Annotated in this window: 13 protein-coding genes and 1 pseudogene; 5 read left to right on the top strand and 9 right to left on the bottom strand. The window is 65.9% G+C overall.

Annotation, left to right across the window (positions count from 1 at the left end; translation table 11 throughout):
* Window positions 1–49 precede the first annotated feature (49 nt).
* Together D1409_RS14190 and D1409_RS14185 are read left to right on the top strand one after the other, a co-directional pair.
* Window positions 50–1666 (top strand): glycoside hydrolase family 28 protein, encoded by a 1617-nt coding sequence (locus tag D1409_RS14190; protein WP_123537655.1) that lies wholly within the window; start codon window positions 50–52, stop codon window positions 1664–1666.
* A gap of 74 nt (window positions 1667–1740) precedes the next feature.
* A complete protein-coding gene (locus D1409_RS14185; protein WP_123537654.1) occupies window positions 1741–2043 on the top strand; it encodes an L-rhamnose mutarotase in 303 nt (100 codons plus the stop codon).
* 81 nt (window positions 2044–2124) lie between these two features.
* Here the strand turns inward: D1409_RS14185 and D1409_RS14180 are convergent, their stop codons facing one another.
* The 4 genes from D1409_RS14180 to D1409_RS14165 form a co-directional block, all read right to left on the bottom strand.
* The gene (locus tag D1409_RS14180) at window positions 2125–4269 is read right to left on the bottom strand and encodes an ABC transporter ATP-binding protein (RefSeq protein WP_123537653.1); all 2145 of its coding nucleotides are present in this window, start codon (window positions 4267–4269) and stop codon (window positions 2125–2127) included.
* Between the two features lie 73 nt (window positions 4270–4342).
* Window positions 4343–5485, bottom strand: coding sequence for an ABC transporter permease (locus tag D1409_RS14175; protein WP_206425062.1), 1143 nt, complete (start codon window positions 5483–5485; stop codon window positions 4343–4345).
* Complete coding sequence (locus D1409_RS14170; RefSeq protein ID WP_123537651.1) at window positions 5472–6467, bottom strand: ABC transporter permease; 996 nt, start codon at window positions 6465–6467, stop codon at window positions 5472–5474. Before D1409_RS14170 ends, D1409_RS14175 begins: the two co-directional genes overlap by 14 nt.
* A gap of 84 nt (window positions 6468–6551) precedes the next feature.
* Complete coding sequence (locus D1409_RS14165; RefSeq protein ID WP_206425061.1) at window positions 6552–8243, bottom strand: ABC transporter substrate-binding protein; 1692 nt, start codon at window positions 8241–8243, stop codon at window positions 6552–6554.
* 352 nt (window positions 8244–8595) lie between these two features.
* On the opposite strand from D1409_RS14165, the gene D1409_RS14160 reads away from it, so the two are divergent.
* Both D1409_RS14160 and D1409_RS14155 read left to right on the top strand, forming a co-directional pair.
* The gene (locus tag D1409_RS14160) at window positions 8596–8799 is read left to right on the top strand and encodes a hypothetical protein (protein WP_123537649.1); all 204 of its coding nucleotides are present in this window, start codon (window positions 8596–8598) and stop codon (window positions 8797–8799) included.
* Window positions 8800–8904: 105 nt separating this feature from the next.
* Window positions 8905–9162 carry a hypothetical protein gene (locus D1409_RS14155; RefSeq protein ID WP_123537648.1) on the top strand — a complete coding sequence of 86 codons (258 nt, stop codon included), beginning with the start codon at window positions 8905–8907 and terminating at the stop codon, window positions 9160–9162.
* 102 nt (window positions 9163–9264) lie between these two features.
* Here D1409_RS14155 and D1409_RS14150 read toward each other — a convergent pair whose 3' ends face one another.
* Together D1409_RS14150 and D1409_RS14145 are read right to left on the bottom strand one after the other, a co-directional pair.
* A complete protein-coding gene (locus tag D1409_RS14150; RefSeq protein WP_123537647.1) occupies window positions 9265–10296 on the bottom strand; it encodes a TIGR03560 family F420-dependent LLM class oxidoreductase in 1032 nt (343 codons plus the stop codon).
* 2 nt (window positions 10297–10298) lie between these two features.
* Window positions 10299–11504 (bottom strand): enolase C-terminal domain-like protein, encoded by a 1206-nt coding sequence (locus D1409_RS14145; RefSeq protein WP_123537646.1) that lies wholly within the window; start codon window positions 11502–11504, stop codon window positions 10299–10301.
* Between the two features lie 1623 nt (window positions 11505–13127).
* Between D1409_RS14145 and wecB the strand changes: the two genes are divergently transcribed.
* Window positions 13128–14207, top strand: coding sequence for a non-hydrolyzing UDP-N-acetylglucosamine 2-epimerase (gene wecB / locus D1409_RS14140; RefSeq protein ID WP_123537645.1), 1080 nt, complete (start codon window positions 13128–13130; stop codon window positions 14205–14207).
* 54 nt (window positions 14208–14261) lie between these two features.
* On the opposite strand, the gene D1409_RS14135 is transcribed toward wecB, so the two are convergent.
* The 3 genes and pseudogenes from D1409_RS14135 to D1409_RS14125 all read right to left on the bottom strand — a co-directional run.
* Window positions 14262–15260: a polysaccharide deacetylase family protein gene (locus tag D1409_RS14135; RefSeq protein WP_123537644.1), complete on the bottom strand. Its 999-nt coding sequence runs from the start codon at window positions 15258–15260 to the stop codon at window positions 14262–14264.
* Entirely contained in the window at window positions 15257–16297 is a 1041-nt protein-coding gene (locus D1409_RS14130; RefSeq protein WP_235853564.1) for a glycosyltransferase family 2 protein, read from the bottom strand. The genes D1409_RS14135 and D1409_RS14130 overlap by 4 nt, the downstream gene beginning before the upstream one ends.
* A 10-nt stretch (window positions 16298–16307) precedes the next feature.
* A pseudogene (locus D1409_RS14125) lies at window positions 16308–16412 on the bottom strand (IS5/IS1182 family transposase); the annotation flags it as partial.

The raw sequence follows: 16412 nt of genomic DNA, 5'->3' as shown, positions 1-16412 counted from the left end.
CCGCGGCGTGCACCGGTACATCTAACCTCCCGCCGACCGCCGTTTCCCTATGCCCGAGACGGGAGCGACAGTGACGGTAACGGAGTATCTGGACGACGAGGCGCCGACGGACACGGCGGCCGTACAGGCCGCGATCGACGCGACGGGCGACCACGGTGGCGGCCGCGTCGCCGTCCCGCCGGGCGAGTACGAGACCGGCACGATACGACTCCGAGACGACGTGACGCTCCACCTCGAACCGGGAGCGACCGTGTTCGCGAGCCCGGACGAGGCCGACTACGCCGACGAGCGGGTCGGCCCCGACGGCGAGCGCCCGTTCCTCGTGGCCGAGGGCCGTCGGAACGTCGCGCTCACCGGCCGCGGGACCTTCCACGGCCGCGGCACCGAGATCATGCGGATGGACGAACCGATCGAGGGCCACTCCGGCGAGTCCTCGGCCCACCCGCTCGTCACGAGCGGCGCCCACGACGCCCGCCAGGGTGACGACTACCTCGACCGAAGCCGGGGCACCGACGACTGGCCGGTCGCCAAGCCGGCGTTCCGCCCGGGGCCGATGTTCCTGTTCGCAGACTGTGAGAACGTCCACGTCAGCGACCTCACGCTCCGGAACATGCCCTCGTGGACGCTCCACTTCGAGGGGACGACCGGGGTCGACGTGCGAGGTGTCGATATCCTCGGGAACAAGTACATCCCCAACAACGACGGGATCGCGATCACCGACTCGCGGGACGTGCACGTCTCGGACTGCACGGTCGTGACCTGTGACGACAGCATCGTCCTGAACGGGACCTCGGAGATCGACCAGCCCTGCGAGAACGTCACCGTCACGAACTGCACGCTGGAGTCCAACGCCTGTGCGATCAAGTTCGGGTCGTCGACCGACGGGCCGATGCGGAACTTCTGCTTCCAGAACGTCGCGATCCGCGACACCAACCGCGGGCTGGGCATCCAGCACCGAGACAGCGGCACGCTCGAGAACGTGCTGTTCAGCGACGTCGTCGTCGAGACGCGCCTGCTCTCGGGCCCGTGGTGGGGGAAAGCAGAACCCATCTACGTCACGTCGCTGCCGCGGACCGACGACACGGACCTGGGGAGCGTCCGGAACGTCCGCTTCTCGAACGTCGTCGCCCGGGGCGAGAACGGCGCGCTCGTGTACGGCTCCGACGAGGCGTCGATCGAGGGGGTCACCTTCGACGACGTGCGCGTCGAGATCGACGGGAGCGAGAACAGCGACCGCACCGGCGGGAACTTCGACCTCCAGCCGACGGCCGCGGAGACGCCGATCGTCGAACGCGACATCTCGGGGCTCCACTGCGAGGGCGTCGCCGACCTCGCCGTGCGCGACGTGCGCGTCGACTGGGCCGACGACGTCCCAACGTACTACGCCCACGGACTCGCCTGCGAGCACGCCTCTGATGTCGATGTCCGCGGATTCGACGGTCGGCAGGCCCACCGCGACGGCGACGCGGCCGCGGTCGCACTGGAGCGCGTCGAGACCGTCTCCGTCCGCGACTCCCGCGCGCGGCCGAGGACCGGGCAGTTCCTCGCGACCGACGAGGTTCGAGACGCCCGCCTGTTCGCCGGCAACGACCTCGCGGACGCGGAGTCCGCTGGTGACCCCGACGAGGCCGGGTTCACGACCGCCGGGAACGTTCCCCCGTCGTAGCGCGCCAGCACGTCCCCCTCGCGGGCCGCAGGCGGGGAAATAGCTATCACGGCGCCGGCCGTCGGCGGGCACGTATGGCGCGAATCGCGTTCCACCTCGAGATCCAGGACGGCAAGCGAGACGACTACCGCGAGTGGCACGACCGCGTGCCGGAGGAACTCGAACGGGCGTATCTCGACTCCGACGCGGGGCTGGAGACCTACTCGGTCTTCGAGACGGACGGCCACGTCTTCGGGTTCATGGAACTCGACGACCCCGAGGCGATCAAGGAGGTGCAGGCCGAGAGCGAGGCACAGGCCGACTGGGACGAGATCATGGGCGACATCCTCGAAGAGTCGGACGACAGCTGGATGGACGAAGTGTACCGGATGGTCTGATCCGGACGACTGCGCCAGCCGATTCCGATACGTTCGACGGCGAATTCGAAAAACGAACTCGGTGAGCGGAGGCGCCGCGGACTACGAGTCGTCGGCGATCGGGTCGCTCTGCCAGTAGGGGTGCTCGTCGAGCGCGCGGAAGCAGGCGCTCCGCTGGATCTGCGTCTCGTCGCCGACGTCGACGAACTCGGGGGACTCGGTCGTACAGACCTCGCGCGCTTCGGGACAGCGCGTGTGGTACCGACAGCCCGACGGCGGGTCCTGCGCGTCGGGGATGTCGATCGTCCGGATCGGGGGGTCCTCCCGCGCTTCCTCCCCGAGTTCGGGCGTCGCCCAGCGCAGCGCCTTCGTGTAGGGATGCTGGGGATTCTGGATGATCCGCTCGGCGGAGCCGACCTCGACGAGTCTCCCGAGGTACATGACGCCGATGCGGCCGCCGGTCTTCTCGGCGAGGTAGCGCGCGTTCGAGAGGTCGTGACTGATGAACAGGAAGGAGGTGTCGAAGGCGTCCTGCAACTCGATCATGAGGTCCATCATCCCGACGCGCAGGGACACGTCCAGCGCGCTGACGGCCTCGTCGGCTAGGATGAGGTCGGGGTTGATCAGCATCGTGCGGATGAGCGCGATCCGCTGTTGCTCGCCGCCCGAGAGCTGGTGGGGATACCGCTCGACGTAGTCCTCGGGCGGGGTGATGCCGACGTACTCCAGCATGCCGAGTATCCGCTCGCGGCGGTCGTTGCCGTCGAGTTCGGGGTGCCAGCGCTTCAGCGGCTGTTCGAGGATCGTCCGGACGCGCTGGTGGGAGTTCAGCGAGCTTCCGGGGTCCTGGTGGACGATCTGGAGCGCGCGGCGGATCTCCTCGTCGGCGAGCGAACTCGTGCCGCCGCTGCCCTCCCAGATGTCACGCTGGCGGTACTCGATCGAACCCCCAGTGGGGCGCTGCAGCCCGACGGCGGTCTTCCCGAGCGTCGTCTTGCCACACCCGGACTCGCCGACCAGCACGAGGACGTCGTTCTCGTAGACGTCGAGCGAGACGCCGTCGACGGCGGACACCGTCTCGTCCTCGCCGAAGTCCAGCCAGCCGTCGTTCTCGGAGCCGAACGTGACCTCGACGTCGGAGAGGGACACGAGCGGCTCGTCGACCGCCTTCTCGGCCGCGCTGGTGAACGCTCGCTCGTCCGTCTCGGCGAAGGCGACGTCGATGTCCTCGACGGACTGCTCCCAGTGGTGACAGTGGACGTCGTGCTCCGGGCCCGCGTCGTACGGGCCGGGGTCGGATTCGACGCACTGCTCGTCGGACAGCGGACATCGGGGGTGGTACGAACACCCGTCGGGGATGTTCACCGGGTCCGGGCTCTCGCCCTCGATCGGGCGCATCTCCTCCAGCGGCGCCGAGAGGTTGGGCGTCGCGTTCAGCAGCGCCCGCGTGTAGGGGTGGGCTGGATTTTCCAGGATGTCCTCGGACGGACCGACCTCCGCGAACTCGAAGGCGTAGAGGACCGCCAGCCTGTCCGCGAGGTCGGCGACCAGCGGCAGGTCGTGCGTGATGAACACGATCGTGAGGTCGTGTTTCTCCTTGATCTCCTCGAGCAGCGAGACGATCGACCGCTGCATGAGCAGGTCGAGCGCCGCCGTCGGCTCGTCCATCACCAGCACCTCGGGTTCGAGGACGAGCGACAGCGCGATGAGCACGCGCTGTTTCATCCCGCCAGAGAGCTCGTGCGGGTACGAATCGAGCATCCGGTCGGGATCGAGGTAGAGGTCGGACAGGAGTTCCCTCGCGCGCTCGATCCCCCGGTCGACGTCGTAGTCGTGGGCGCTGAGCGTCTCGACGAAGTGCGTCCGGATATCCATGACCGGGTTGAACGAGCTCATCGCGCCCTGGAACACCATCGACACCTCCTCCCAGCGGAACCGCCGGAGCTCCTCCTTCGAGAGGTCGGTGACGGAGACGGGCTCGCCGTCCTCGGGGCGATAGATCACCTCGCCGGTCGTGACGCCCGGCTCCGGGACCGCGTCGAGCATCGCCGAGGCGAACATCGACTTCCCCGAGCCCGACTCGCCGATGACGCCGACGATCTCGTCTCGCTGGACCTCGAAGTCCACCTCGTTGAGGACCTTCGACGTCCCGCGGTCCATCCCGTACTCGACGGACGTGTCCCGTAGCTCGATGACGACGTCGTCCGCCGGTCGCGCGGTGCTCGCGTCGGACCGAGAGAGGGTCATCGGGCCACCTCCGGTGCGGGGGCTCGTCGCTCGGTGCGGTCGTCGCGCGTCGTCGTCGTGGGTCGAATCGGGATCATACGTTCATCATGTCCTTCGCGTCGTCCTCGGTGTCCGGTTCGAGCCGCTCGCCGTCGCCGGTATTCTGATGTCGGGCTCTGACCCGCGGGTTGAACACGCGGTCCAGCGACTGCGCGAGCAGGATGAGCCCGAGCGCGATGCCCGAGATGGCGATCATCGGGACGAGCAGCCAGTGGTAGGCCGACGGCCGATAGAGCGCGCCGGCGTTGTAGGCGTTGTTCAGCATGACGCCCCAGTTGGCGTCCGAGAACGGCAACACGCCCAGGAAGTACAGCGCGACCGCCGCGAAGATGACCCGTCGGGCCGCGTTCACCATGTTCACCACGATGTACGGCATCAGGTGCGGGACGATCTCCCGCGAGAGTATCCACCTCGTCGAGAGGTCCATCGCCCGGGCCGATTCGACGAACGACTCGCTGCGGATCGTCAGCACTTGCGACCGGATCGCGCGGGCGAGTCCCGCCCACGCCGCGATCGCCAGCAGCACGCCGAGCGTGACCGGATTGTTGATCCACTCCTCGAGGAGCGTCGCGAGGACGATCACGAGCGGGAGCCCGGGAATGTTGATGAACACGTCGGTGATCGTGCTGAGTGCAGTGTCGACGAGACCGCCTTTGTAGCCGGTAACGACTCCGAAGAGCGTCCCGACGACGACCGTGAACACGGCGCCCGAAGTCATCATGATCATGATCGACGGCGTCGAGTGCACCGTGAGTGAGAGGATGTCTTTCCCCGCCGAGGTCGTCCCGAGCGGGAACTCCGAGCTCTGGAACGCGCCGACCAGCTTCGGCCCGGCCGCGGGAGACGTCGTCTCCACCAGGTAGACGCCGACGGTCCCCATCAACACGTAGACGCTCACGATCACGAATCCGACCAGTGCTCGCCAGTCGTCGCGGAGGATCGACCACGGGGTACGGACGAACTCGTCGAGGAATCGCCTGACTCGGTCGCCGCGGGTTTCTTCGGTTGACGAGGTCGTCTCGAACGGGGACCCCGATCCGACGGTCCCGCCGTCGCTCCGAACCGTCTCGGCGGCGCCGTCGCCGGCCGAACCGCCGCTCGATTCGGCCGGACGGGCGGGAACGAACTCGTCGATCGAGTCGCCCGCTCGACGGTCGTCGTCGTCAGAACGCTTCACGGTCCTCACTCCCTGCTCGGGGATCGATTTTTCCGTAGGTCAGGTCGGCGATCAACAGCGCGATCACGACAGCGATCGTGATCACCGTGAACGTTCCCATCATCAGCGGATAGTCACGCGCTCGCACGGCCTGGATCATGTAATACCCCATCCCCCTGTAGGAGAATATCTCCTCCAGGACGACTGCCCCACCGAACATCGTGCCGATAGCGATCATCAGTCCGGTGTACATGGGGAGGATCGCGTTTCGGGCCACGTATCGAATGGCGATCGTTCGGTCGGAGAGGCCGCGTAGCCGGGCGACCCGCAGATAGTCCTCGCCGAGGACGCGGACGCTGTTCCCACGCATCGTCAGTGAGGCCGCGCCCGACGCGACGAACATCGAGAGGACGGGCAGCGTCGCGTGGTAGATGATACCCATCATGAACGGCAAATTGAACCCGACGGCGACGCCCTCGGGCCGCCGACCGCCTGTCGGGAACCACCCGAGCTGATAGCCTAACGTCATCAACAGGAAGAGTGCGAGGACGTAGAAGGGGATCGAGGTGATGGTGGTGGCGTAGCCGGTGAGCGCGCTGTCGAACTTGCTCCCCTCCCAGTAGGCCATGAGCGCGCCCAGTGAAATGCCGACTGCGAAGCCGAGGAACACCGCCCAGCTCATGACGAACAGCGTCCACGGGATGGCTTCGGCCATGATGGCGGCGACCGGCGCGTTCTGGCTCATCGAGCGGCCCATGTCGCCCTGGATCATGTCCGCCATGTAGTTCACGTAGGCGATGTGCATCGGTTCCTGCGGGTTGATGTTCATGTACGTCTCCGCACGCTCGTAGGCCTCCTGCGGGTTCTCCAGCTGGGGACCGACCCGGGCGACGAAGGCGTCGACCGGATTACCCGGCATCATCCGTATCATCACGAACGAGAGGGTCAACACCGCCAGGACGGTAAACACGGCCTGACCTATCCTGCGTATCTTCCAGTTCATCTGTCTAACAGCGTATCGTTAATTTCTACAATCATTGCAGTTCCAATCGTGTCTGTCTCAGTACGTTGCCGAAGCGGGGACGGCTTACTCCTGCTTCGGGGCGAGCGTCGCGTCCGAAATCTTCACTAGGTTGAATTCGGCGACGCGGTTGTCCAGTAGCGCGTCCGGAGCGTCGACGACCCAGTCGCTCGCGTTGATCGCGCCGTAGTCCCGGCCGACGACACAATTGTACATCGGCAGTACCTGATTGTACCACCACGTTAGCCGTTGCAGCGGCTCCGAGCCGTCGGTGAGGGGGATTTTCTCGATTTCGTCCATGACGTTGATCTCCATCGTTTCGTTGGCGTCGGGGTTTCCGATTTCCGCCGGGATATCCCAGGTCGAATTGTTGTAATCGGCGTGGGTCAGATTGGCGAACCAGTCCCAGACGAAGCCGACGTACGTCAGCCCGGTGAGCGAGAAGATCGGGTGGTTGTCGAAGATGATGTCGTGGTCCCCGTTGAGCCGGGCTTCGCCGTAGGTGGCCTCGTCGACGGCGTCGAGGGTCACGTCGAATCCGAACTCCTCCAGCTGGTGTCGTGCCGAGTCGAGCGCGTCGACCTGGACGCTGGTGCCGGACTGAGCGATCAGCCTGAGCGTGGCCGGTTCGCCGTCCTCGCCGTACCACTTCCCGCCATCTCGCTGGTACCCGGCTTCCTCCATGAGCGCCGTTGCCCGGTCTCCGTCCACGTTGTAGTAATCGTACCCCTCGATGTCGACCACTCCCTCGTCGACCGTCGTCTGGTTGAGGAACGACGATGGCAGCTCGTAGAGTTCGTACTGCTGCGGAACTGACGCCCAGAGCTCTTCTTTGTCGACAGCGCACGAGATAGCGTGCCGGACCCGCCGATCGGACGTGATCGGCTGGTTCGATGGGTTCTCGGCCGGCGAGTTGGCCCAGTCGTAGTTCCCGAGGTTGAACAGGAGCGACCAGGCGTGGTTGTAGTCCCGGTTGATGTTCTGGCGCTCCGGCAGTTGATCCATGACGTCCGGCGAAGCGGGCAGATTGAGGCCGAGCCCGTCGACCTCCTCTTCCATGAAGGCCAGGACCTGATCGGAGTGTTTCTCGATGACGTACTCGGTGAAGTTAATGTTCTCCGCGTTGGGGTGGCCGTCGTACACTTCGGTGACGAAAGCACTGTCCGTCACTTCGACGAGTTCGAACGGACCGTTACCGACGACCTCGTCGACACTCGGTGTCCACTCCTGGAAGTCGGAGACGGTCTGCGATGCTTCCTCGCTCTCTGCGTCCACGTCCATGAGGTCGTCGCGCCAATCGCCGAAGGACGGATCGCCCACGTCCTCCTTGATCATCAGGTCGGAAGCGACGGCGTGCTGGATAACGTGGTCGGTGCTGAAGGCGTCGTGAAGATGGAACCGCATCGCGTAGTCGTCGACGGCCTCGTAATCACTGATGACGGCATGCGCATTCGAATCCGGGGAAGTGATATTGGATATCCTGAACATCAGATCCAGGTCGGTCTTCCAGTCGGCGGTCGTGACCGGATCGCCGTTGTGCCACTCCCACTCCTCGCTCAGTTCGACGAGGAGCGTCGTTTCGTCTTCTTTCTCCCAGTCGTTCGCGATGACACCCTGCCCCTCGTTGTGGCTGTGATACCAGACGACCGTCGGGTCGTAGATCAGCCCCGGCGGGTCGAAGTTCGCCATCGCACTCTGGGGATCGTACGGGTTCCACGAGGCGTTGGCCATGTTGTACGTCCCGCGGTGGAGTGCCATGGTGAACCGCTCGTCGACGCGTTCCTGAACTGGGTCTCCGGTTTGCGTTCCGGTACCCCCGTCTCCGTCTCCGCCCCCTCCGTCTCCACCGTCTTCACCGTCGGAACCACTGCTACAACCTGCGAGCAGCGCCGCACTACTGGCGAGACCGCTCTTCAGGGCGTTCCGTCGGCTAAGCCACTTGGCTTGTCGTCTGTTATCGTCAGACATTCGGTCGTATGTCCACAGGCTAATATAAATAAATTTCGCTGAAGATTACTGCCGTTCAACACTACTTTGGTGGCCGGTTAGTACGAGAATACGCCGGTGCGGAGACAAGCTATTTGACGATTCGTTCGGTAGCATCTCTCGGATGGATCGCACGCGCTCTGTGTTGAAAGTGGTGTTCGGGGTCAACGTCCTCTTCTTGCTCCTGCTGGGGTTCTCCTACCCGTATCTCGAACCGGGCACCGCGTCGTACGTCGTCGCCGCGATGACCGCCGCCCTCTGTCTCACGATGCTGGCACTCGTCGCGCTCATCTCCTACTTCGAGTGGGACGTTTTCGACCTCGGGTGAGGGCTCCGTCGGTTCCCGCACGGTAGCCGAGAGTCCGATCGGGTACCGAGCGCCCGGGTTCTCCGGCGGCGAAACAACTATCCGAATATAGGCTGATATTCTGGTATGGCCGTTGACACCGACGAGAGTCCGAACGCGGACTCGTCACAGTCGTCCGGGAGCCCGCTCGCCCTACTCGACCCGGTTCGCACCTCCTTCTCGCTGCAACTCGCGGCGGTCGGGGTCGCATTCATCGCGATCGGATTCGCGCTCGGCTCCGGCGTCTGGGCCGGGATGTTGCCGATCTGGGGTTCCGCGTTCGTGTTGATCGGTCTGGGCGCGTACGCCTTTACCGCCCTCTCCCAGCGCGGAACGAAGGGCTGAGTCGCCCTATCGAGTCGGATCACGCCCGACGAGTGGGACGGCTTCGAGGGGATCTGAGGGCGGTCGACCCGGACCCCCGTCGAGTGGAGAATCGAGACGCGGTCAGGCGAACTCGGGCATCACTTCGTCGGCGAACAGTTCCATGCCCTCGAAGTCCGGGTAGTCGACGAACCAGCACTGGAACTTCGTGACGCCCGCTTCGACGCGGTCCTCGATGGCCTCGGCGCACTCCTCGGGCGTTCCCATAACGAAGTACTCCCGGGCGTCTTCCTCGGTCTCGATGGGCGCCTGGTCCTGGTACTCCTCCTCGAACTGGATCGGCGTCATCAGGTCGAGCAGCCGGTCGAACGTCTCCTCGTCGCGCGTGCAGATGACGTGGCCGTCCCAGGAATACTCGATCTCCGACGGATCGCGGCCCACCGTCTCGCAGTGGTCCTCGATGACCGAGATCTTGTGCTCCAGCGTCGGCACGTCGCCGTTGAACACGTCCGTGTTCCACACGTCGGCGTGCTTGGCGACGAGCTTCAGGGTGACCTCCTCGCCCTGCCCGCCGACGAGGATCGGCGGGTGGGGGTCCTGGACCGGGCCGGGCTCGCAGTGGGCGTCCTCGATCTGGTAGCGGTCGCCGTCGAAGTCGGCGCCCTCGCCGGGGTCGGTGTCCCACATCCGCTTCATGAGGCGGATGCTCTCGTCGAGGCGCATGAGCCGCTCGAAGCCGTCGCGGTACTCCCAGCCGTAGGCGTCGTACTCGGGCTCGTGCCAGCCGGCGCCGAGGCCGAGCTGGAGTCGCCCCCCCGAGATCACGTCGAGCGTGGCGGCCATCTTCGCGACCAGCGCCGGGTTGCGGTAGTCGTTGCAGAGGACGAGCGAGCCCAGGTCGATGTCGTCCGTCTCGCCGGCGAGCGCCGACAGCAGCGTCCAGCACTCGTACTCGGCGTTGTCGCGGCCGAGCATCAGGTGGTCGGGCGCCCACGCGGCGTCGAAGCCGAGTTCCTCGGCCCGGCGGACGCCCTCCAGCGTGGTCTCCCAGTCGAGCGACTCGTACTGGGGTGTGTCGCGGTGGACGGGCTCGCTGCCCTCGTCGGGGGCGCCCGCGAACACCGGCACGTTGTACTCGAAGCTGATGTCGGACATGGTCACTCCACGGCGTAGTTGTCGAGCGCCTCGCGGTTGAGCTCGGAACTGAGGCCGACGCCGTCGGGGAGCGGGATGACGCCGTCCTCGGCGTCCGGCGGGTGCTCGTAGATGGCGTCGGCGTAGGTGGAGTCTTTCGCCTCCTGCTGTTCCTGGAACCACTCGGGGATGGGGAAGTACTCCGCCATCGGCGCGTTCGTCGACGCGGCGATGAAGTGCAGGTGCGGGTTCGTCCCCGAGTGGGGGACGACCGGCACGTCGTGCGTGCTCGCGAGCGCGTCGATCTTCTGGAGCTCCGTCAGCCCGCCGCAGCGGTGGACGTCCGGCTGGAGGATGTCCACGGCCTCGCGTTCGAGCAGTTCCTCGTGGCCCCAGCGGGTGAACTCGTGTTCGCCGCCGGAGATCGGGATGCTGGTGGACTCGCGGACCTCGGCGTAGCCGTCGATGTCGTCGGGGATGACAGGCTCCTCGACCCACTCCATGTCGTATTTCTCCAGTCGGTCGAGCATCTTCTTCGCGTAGCGGACCGACCAGCCCATGTAGGCGTCGCCGGCGATAGCGATGTCGTGGCCGACGGCGTCGCGGACGGTCTTCACGATCTCCTCGTTTTCCTTCATGCCCGCGCGACCGGCCTCGGGGCCGTGTCTGAACCGGAGCTTCATCGCGTCGAAGCCCTTCTCGGCGTACTCGATGGCCTCGCGTTCGAGTTTGTCCATGTCGACCGGGTGGAGGTTGCTCGCGTAGCAGGGGATCTCGTCCTGGACCGGCCCGCCGAGCAGTTCGTAGACGGGTTTGTCGGCCTCCTTGCCGGCGATGTCCCACAGCGCCAGGTCGACCGCGCTGATCGCCTCGATGGCGGCGCCCTTCCGACCGAACGGGATCGTCGCCCGGTACATGATGTCCCAGAGGCGCTCGCGCTCCTGGGGGTCCTCGCCGACGACGAGCTTCGAGAGCGTCTCCTCGACGATGGTCTCGATGGCGCCCGTCGCCCAGTTGCCGTGGCCTACGCCGGTGATCCCCGCGTCCGTGTGGACCTCGACGACGACGTCGCCGATCGGGCCCATCCACTTGCGCCGGGCCTGCGGGTTGTCGCCCTCGGCGTTGTTGTACTCGTCGTACTTGCTCATCACCGTGACGAGGGGGAACTCCACGAACTCGCCCCACGATTCTGTACTCACCTTCGTGACGTCGATATCTGTGATTTCCATAGTAGCTGCTGACCGCCGTTCGTCCAGTACTTCGGGCAACCGTTTACATAACCCTTGCGTGCCCGACCGAGGCCTTCCGGTCTCGACCTCCGGATCGGAGTCGGGTCGGTCGTCACACGATCCGCGCTCGCGGATCCGAAACCCACCCCTCGTCTCGCGGTCAGCTCACGGCCGCCACAAGCGTCCGGTATTACCGAACCGAGAGGCGTGTGAACCCGAACGATAGCCCATCGACACCGGTCTACTCCACGAAACGAACGGGTACCGACGTATTGTTCCGGTATTACCGGAATATTGGGCCGCAGTCGTTTCGAGCAGCGCAGGAATAACAGACTAACACAGTCCATTCGGAGTGTCCTGAGATCTCATTACAATCGTAGTAGTGTAATAACTAGGCAGGCTTTCGTTCCGGCATTACCGTACAATATGTGTCTACACGCTTGCCCGATCTCCCGGTCGAAGGCGCGCTCGTCCGGGAATCCGTCGACGAGACCCAGTGTTCGACGGCGGGAACGTCACGAAGGCGCGGTCGTCACGGGCCGCCGGATCCGCTCCATCGGGCGGCCGGAGAGACGGCGCGATGTATGACACAGTGTCCAATTCATGTCTGAATACGTTCTATACTCGAAAAATTATATTTTTCGCATGATCGGCGGTAACAGACGGTTCGGATGGGGAGTAGATACGACTACCGACCGCGGTGATCGCGATCAACGGGCGGTCCGGTTGCGTCGGCCAGAGAGTTCGACGTCCAACAGAGTACCGCGGGGAAGCGACGCTGTAGACGGCCCGATACAACAGATTTCGTCGTTCGTTCGATTCGAAGTTCGGTGGACCCATCGCTCACAGCGGTGTCGAGTTGGCCGTGGCACTTCGCCTGGCCTATTTCGTCGGTTCGGCGTCTGAAAGGTGTTATCTTTGCGAGCGCGACCCCCGCTCCTGTCGGCAACCGCCGACAGCTCGAGATCGAGTGCTCGACACCGGACGTCTCTTCGAGCGATCGCTGGCCGAGCGCCGGTGCGTCGACCCGATATCTTCTGACAGGGGGTTCTACTATCGTTCGAACATTCACTAGAATAGTATATATTATTCTTTCTCCAAGTATTCTTACTAGTAGAGGCGGCGCGCTCTAGTGACTCGGCCGCGTCGAGTCGGTCGGGCCGACCGTCGATCGTTCCCGGCCGACCGTCGGACCACGCAGCCGCCGCTGTCTGTGTCACAGTGCTTCGAGGAGGATGCCCACGGCCCGAGTCGTGAAAGGATGCCAGACTCGTTGCGAGGGTGTGGGTCGAACGAGGAGCGGTCGCCGCGTGAACGGGTCGGCGTCCGCCATTCCGTCGCGTCCTGCAACCGGGCGCAGGCCGTTCGGACGACACCACCGTCTCCGAATCACGTAATACAGCGGCTATCAGGCCGGTAACTGGACGTTTCTGTGCGCGCCACCGATACGGCAAATATAACAATATAATAGAAGGTGCACTATCGACCGATGCGTGGCCAGCGAGTCTTTGACGGGGAGAGAATAGGGTGTGAGGTAATCGATAATGTCTATCGGGAGACATATGCCAGTCGCAGTCGGGTCGGGGTTCGCGAAGGACGGCGTGAGTGGCGGGTGAGCGGTCCGTGAACGTGATGTCGGTGGTCGGTGCGCGACCACAGTTCGTGAAGGCGATGCCGGTGTCGCGGGCGCTCGGCGAGCGACACGAGGAACGACTCGTCCACACGGGACAGCACTACGACGAGGAGCTCTCGGACGTGTTCTTCGACCAGCTGGACATCCCCCGACCGGCTCACGAACTCGGCGTCGGCTCGGGGACCCACGCCGAGCAGACGTCCGCGGTCGTGGCTCGGCTCGCGCCGCTCGTCGACCGCGCCGACCCCGACGTGCTGGTGCTGTACGGCGACACGAACTCGACGCTCGGCGGCGCGATCGTCGGTGCGAAACTCGACGTCACGGTCGCTCACGTCGAGGCGGGACTGCGGAGCGGCGTCCGTTCGATGCCGGAGGAGATCAACCGCGTCCTCACCGACCACGCGTCGGATCTGCTGTTCGCGCCGACCGAAGCGGCCGTCGAGAACCTGGACCGCGAAGGGCTCGGGGACCGGTGTCAGCTCGTCGGGGACGTGATGTACGACGCGATGCTGTGGGCGCGCGAGGTCGCGGACCAGGAGACCGACGTCGCCGCCGAGTACGGCGTCGAACGCGGGGAGTACGTCCTCGCGACGGTTCACCGGCCCCGCAACGCCGACGACCCCGACCGCCTCTCGGCGATCGTGGACGCGCTCGCCGCGGTCGACGGCGGGGTCGTCCTCCCGGTCCACCCGCGGACCGAACGGGCCCTCGAACGGTTCGGCCTCTGGGAGTGGGCGGCGGAGTCGCTCACCCTCGTCGACCCAGTTGGGTACCTGGAGTTCGTCGCACTGCTCTCCGGGGCGCGAGCGGTCGCGACCGACTCCGGCGGCGTCCAGAAGGAGGCGTTCTTCCTGAAACGGCCCTGCGTCACCTTCAGAGACGAGACGGAGTGGACCGAGACGGTCGACGCCGGGTGGAACGCACTCGTCGGCGCGGACGAACGAGCGATCGTCGACGCCCTGACTGACGCGTCGCCGCCGGCGGAACAGCCGTCGCCCTACGGCGACGGCCACGCGGCCGAACGCATCGTCTCGCAGATTGAGTCGACCGAACCCGCAACCGAGACGTGACCACCGCGGCGTCCGCGGGGCCCCCCGACCCGGGCGGCCAGGACGGTCGGGCGGTTACACGCCCGACGGCGTCTCGCTCGTCGGTTCGGCGTCCGCCGCGCCCGTGGAGTCCGTCGAGTCCGGGACGAGCCCGCGTTCCACGAGGCGGTCGTAGAGCGCCCCCGGCGGGCCGACCCACGCGCCCATGTCGAGGGCGCGTTCGACGAGGGCCCGGTAGAGGCGGCGGTACCCGGGGAACTCCCGGCGGGCGAAGTACCGCGGGTGCCACAGGACGGTCATCACCGCGTCGTTGTCGGCGGCCTCCGCCAGCAGGGACTCGCACTCCCGCCACGCGCGGTCGGTGTCGTCGGAGACGCCGGGGAGCGCCTGCTCCATGAGCGTCAGCGGGAAGACGACGAACTCGTCGTCGAACGGTCGGAGCGGCGCGTACCCGTGTCGGAATCCGTAGGTCTCGCCCGACCCGAGACTCGAGTCGTACCTGAGACCGACGGCTCGCTGGCGTCGCCACGTCCGTAGTCCGTCGAGCCTGAGGTAGTGCTGGCGACCGCCGCCGACCCGGCCACCGAGGACGCGTTCGAGGCGGTCTTTCTCGACCCGGAGTCGCTCGACGTCGGCGTGAGAGGGGATCGACCCGTGGAGCCCGACCTCCCAGCCGCCGTCGTCGAGCGCGCCGATGGCGTCGGCGAGTTCGGGGTGAGTGAGGTCGTAGCGTCCGAGAAACTGGACCCACAGTTCGGGGTCGAGCCAGTCGGTCGGCGTCCCCTCGCGCAGGAGGTTCGGTTCGTCGAGGAAGTACCACGCCGACCGGACGCCCAGTTCCGACTCGAGCGCCATCACCGACTCGAACTGCCAGTAGGTGTTCTCGCCGGACAGCGCCGTCCGCAGGTGATACGACGGCCGGTCCGTGAGCGCGTAGTACAGCGATCTGAACCCCTTGTACGGTCGGTCGACGTCGTGGGTCAGGCACAGCGCGAACTCGTGGTCGGGGAACGCGGCGGCGTAGCCCTCGACGGGGTCGAGCGCGGCGGCGAGGCTGTCCGGGAGGTGGGTCACGGTCGCTCACCGTCGGTGACGAGATGGCGGTTGTGCAGGCGATCGAGAGCGAGCGCGACCAGGGTGACTGTGGCGCTCGTCCCGAGGATCACGAACGCCAGCTGGAGTCGTCCCGCCTCGTCGGCGAGCGGGGCGAACCAGTGGGTGACGTAGCCGAGACCGAACGCCCCGGAGCCGAGCCCGAGGCCGTACAGGACGGCGACCGGGTGGAGCTGTCCGACGGTGTACTTGGTCGTCAGCCGCCAGGCGAACAGCTGGGCCAGCAACAGCGACAGCGCGGGGACGAACGAGCGATACTCGATGCCGCTCTCCTCGTCCCCGTAGATCGCGGGCATCGGCACTTCGACGACGCGCGCGTCGAGTACGTTCAACCGGACGAGCATGTCGTTGAGGAAGCCGTACCCGTCGTACACCTCCTCGAGGTCGAGCGCCTCGAGCGTGTCCGCGGAGATCGCAGTGTACCCGTTCTGCGAGTCGCTCGTCCCCCAGTACCCGCTCGCGACCCGCGTCAGTACCGACAGCAACCGGTTCCCGAAGCGGCGCCAGGCGGTCATCTCGCTCCGGTGTTCGGGCGCGCCGAGCCGGTTGCCTTTCGCGTAGTCGGCGACGCCGTCGGCGACCGGACGCACCAGGTCGTCGAGCCGGTCCGGGTCCATCTGCCCGTCGCCGTCCATCACCGCGACGACGTCCATCCCGTCGCCGAGTGCGGCCCGGTACCCGGTCTTGACCGCGGCGCCCCGCCCCCGGTTCGAGTCGTGTCTGATCGGGACGAGCGAGGGGCCGAACCGACCGCCGTCGGCCTGCCTGACGACCGTGTCCGTGGCGTGAGCCGCCTGTCGCTCCTGGACGACCCGCCAGGTGTCGTCCGTCGAGCAGTCGTCCACGACGTACGCGCGGTCGACGAACGCGGGGAGCGTGTCGACGACCTCTCCGACGAACGCCGCCTCGTTGTACACCGGGATCACGACGCCGACCCGAGCACCTCGAAACACGTCACTCACCGCCGATCCCGACAGTTGCGCTCGAGAGCGTGTCATAGAATCCATCTCATAGCTTCTCACAGCCCGGATCGTTTCCTCGTTCGAAGTTGGTGATTGCAACGACGAGCCGCAGACACAACGCAAGGAACACTTCTGTTCGTGCGTGGACGCG

It is taken from the genome of Halosimplex salinum (assembly GCF_003730195.1).
Taxonomy (GTDB): domain Archaea; phylum Halobacteriota; class Halobacteria; order Halobacteriales; family Haloarculaceae; genus Halosimplex; species Halosimplex salinum.
The sequence above is the reverse complement of the archived record's forward strand: the minus strand, read 5'-3'. Positions and strand labels throughout refer to the sequence as shown.

Coding starts and splice junctions, on each gene's coding strand:
- D1409_RS14190 (WP_123537655.1), top strand. CDS start 50: ATGCCCGAGACGGGAGCGACAGTGACGGTAACGGAGTATCTGGACGAC.
- D1409_RS14185 (WP_123537654.1), top strand. CDS start 1,741: ATGGCGCGAATCGCGTTCCACCTCGAGATCCAGGACGGCAAGCGAGAC.
- D1409_RS14180 (WP_123537653.1), bottom strand. CDS start 4,269: ATGACCCTCTCTCGGTCCGACGCGAGCACCGCGCGACCGGCGGACGAC.
- D1409_RS14170 (WP_123537651.1), bottom strand. CDS start 6,467: ATGAACTGGAAGATACGCAGGATAGGTCAGGCCGTGTTTACCGTCCTG.
- D1409_RS14165 (WP_206425061.1), bottom strand. CDS start 8,243: ATGGCACTCCACCGCGGGACGTACAACATGGCCAACGCCTCGTGGAAC.
- D1409_RS14160 (WP_123537649.1), top strand. CDS start 8,596: ATGGATCGCACGCGCTCTGTGTTGAAAGTGGTGTTCGGGGTCAACGTC.
- D1409_RS14155 (WP_123537648.1), top strand. CDS start 8,905: ATGGCCGTTGACACCGACGAGAGTCCGAACGCGGACTCGTCACAGTCG.
- D1409_RS14150 (WP_123537647.1), bottom strand. CDS start 10,296: ATGTCCGACATCAGCTTCGAGTACAACGTGCCGGTGTTCGCGGGCGCC.
- D1409_RS14145 (WP_123537646.1), bottom strand. CDS start 11,504: ATGGAAATCACAGATATCGACGTCACGAAGGTGAGTACAGAATCGTGG.
- D1409_RS14130 (WP_235853564.1), bottom strand. CDS start 16,297: ATGACACGCTCTCGAGCGCAACTGTCGGGATCGGCGGTGAGTGACGTG.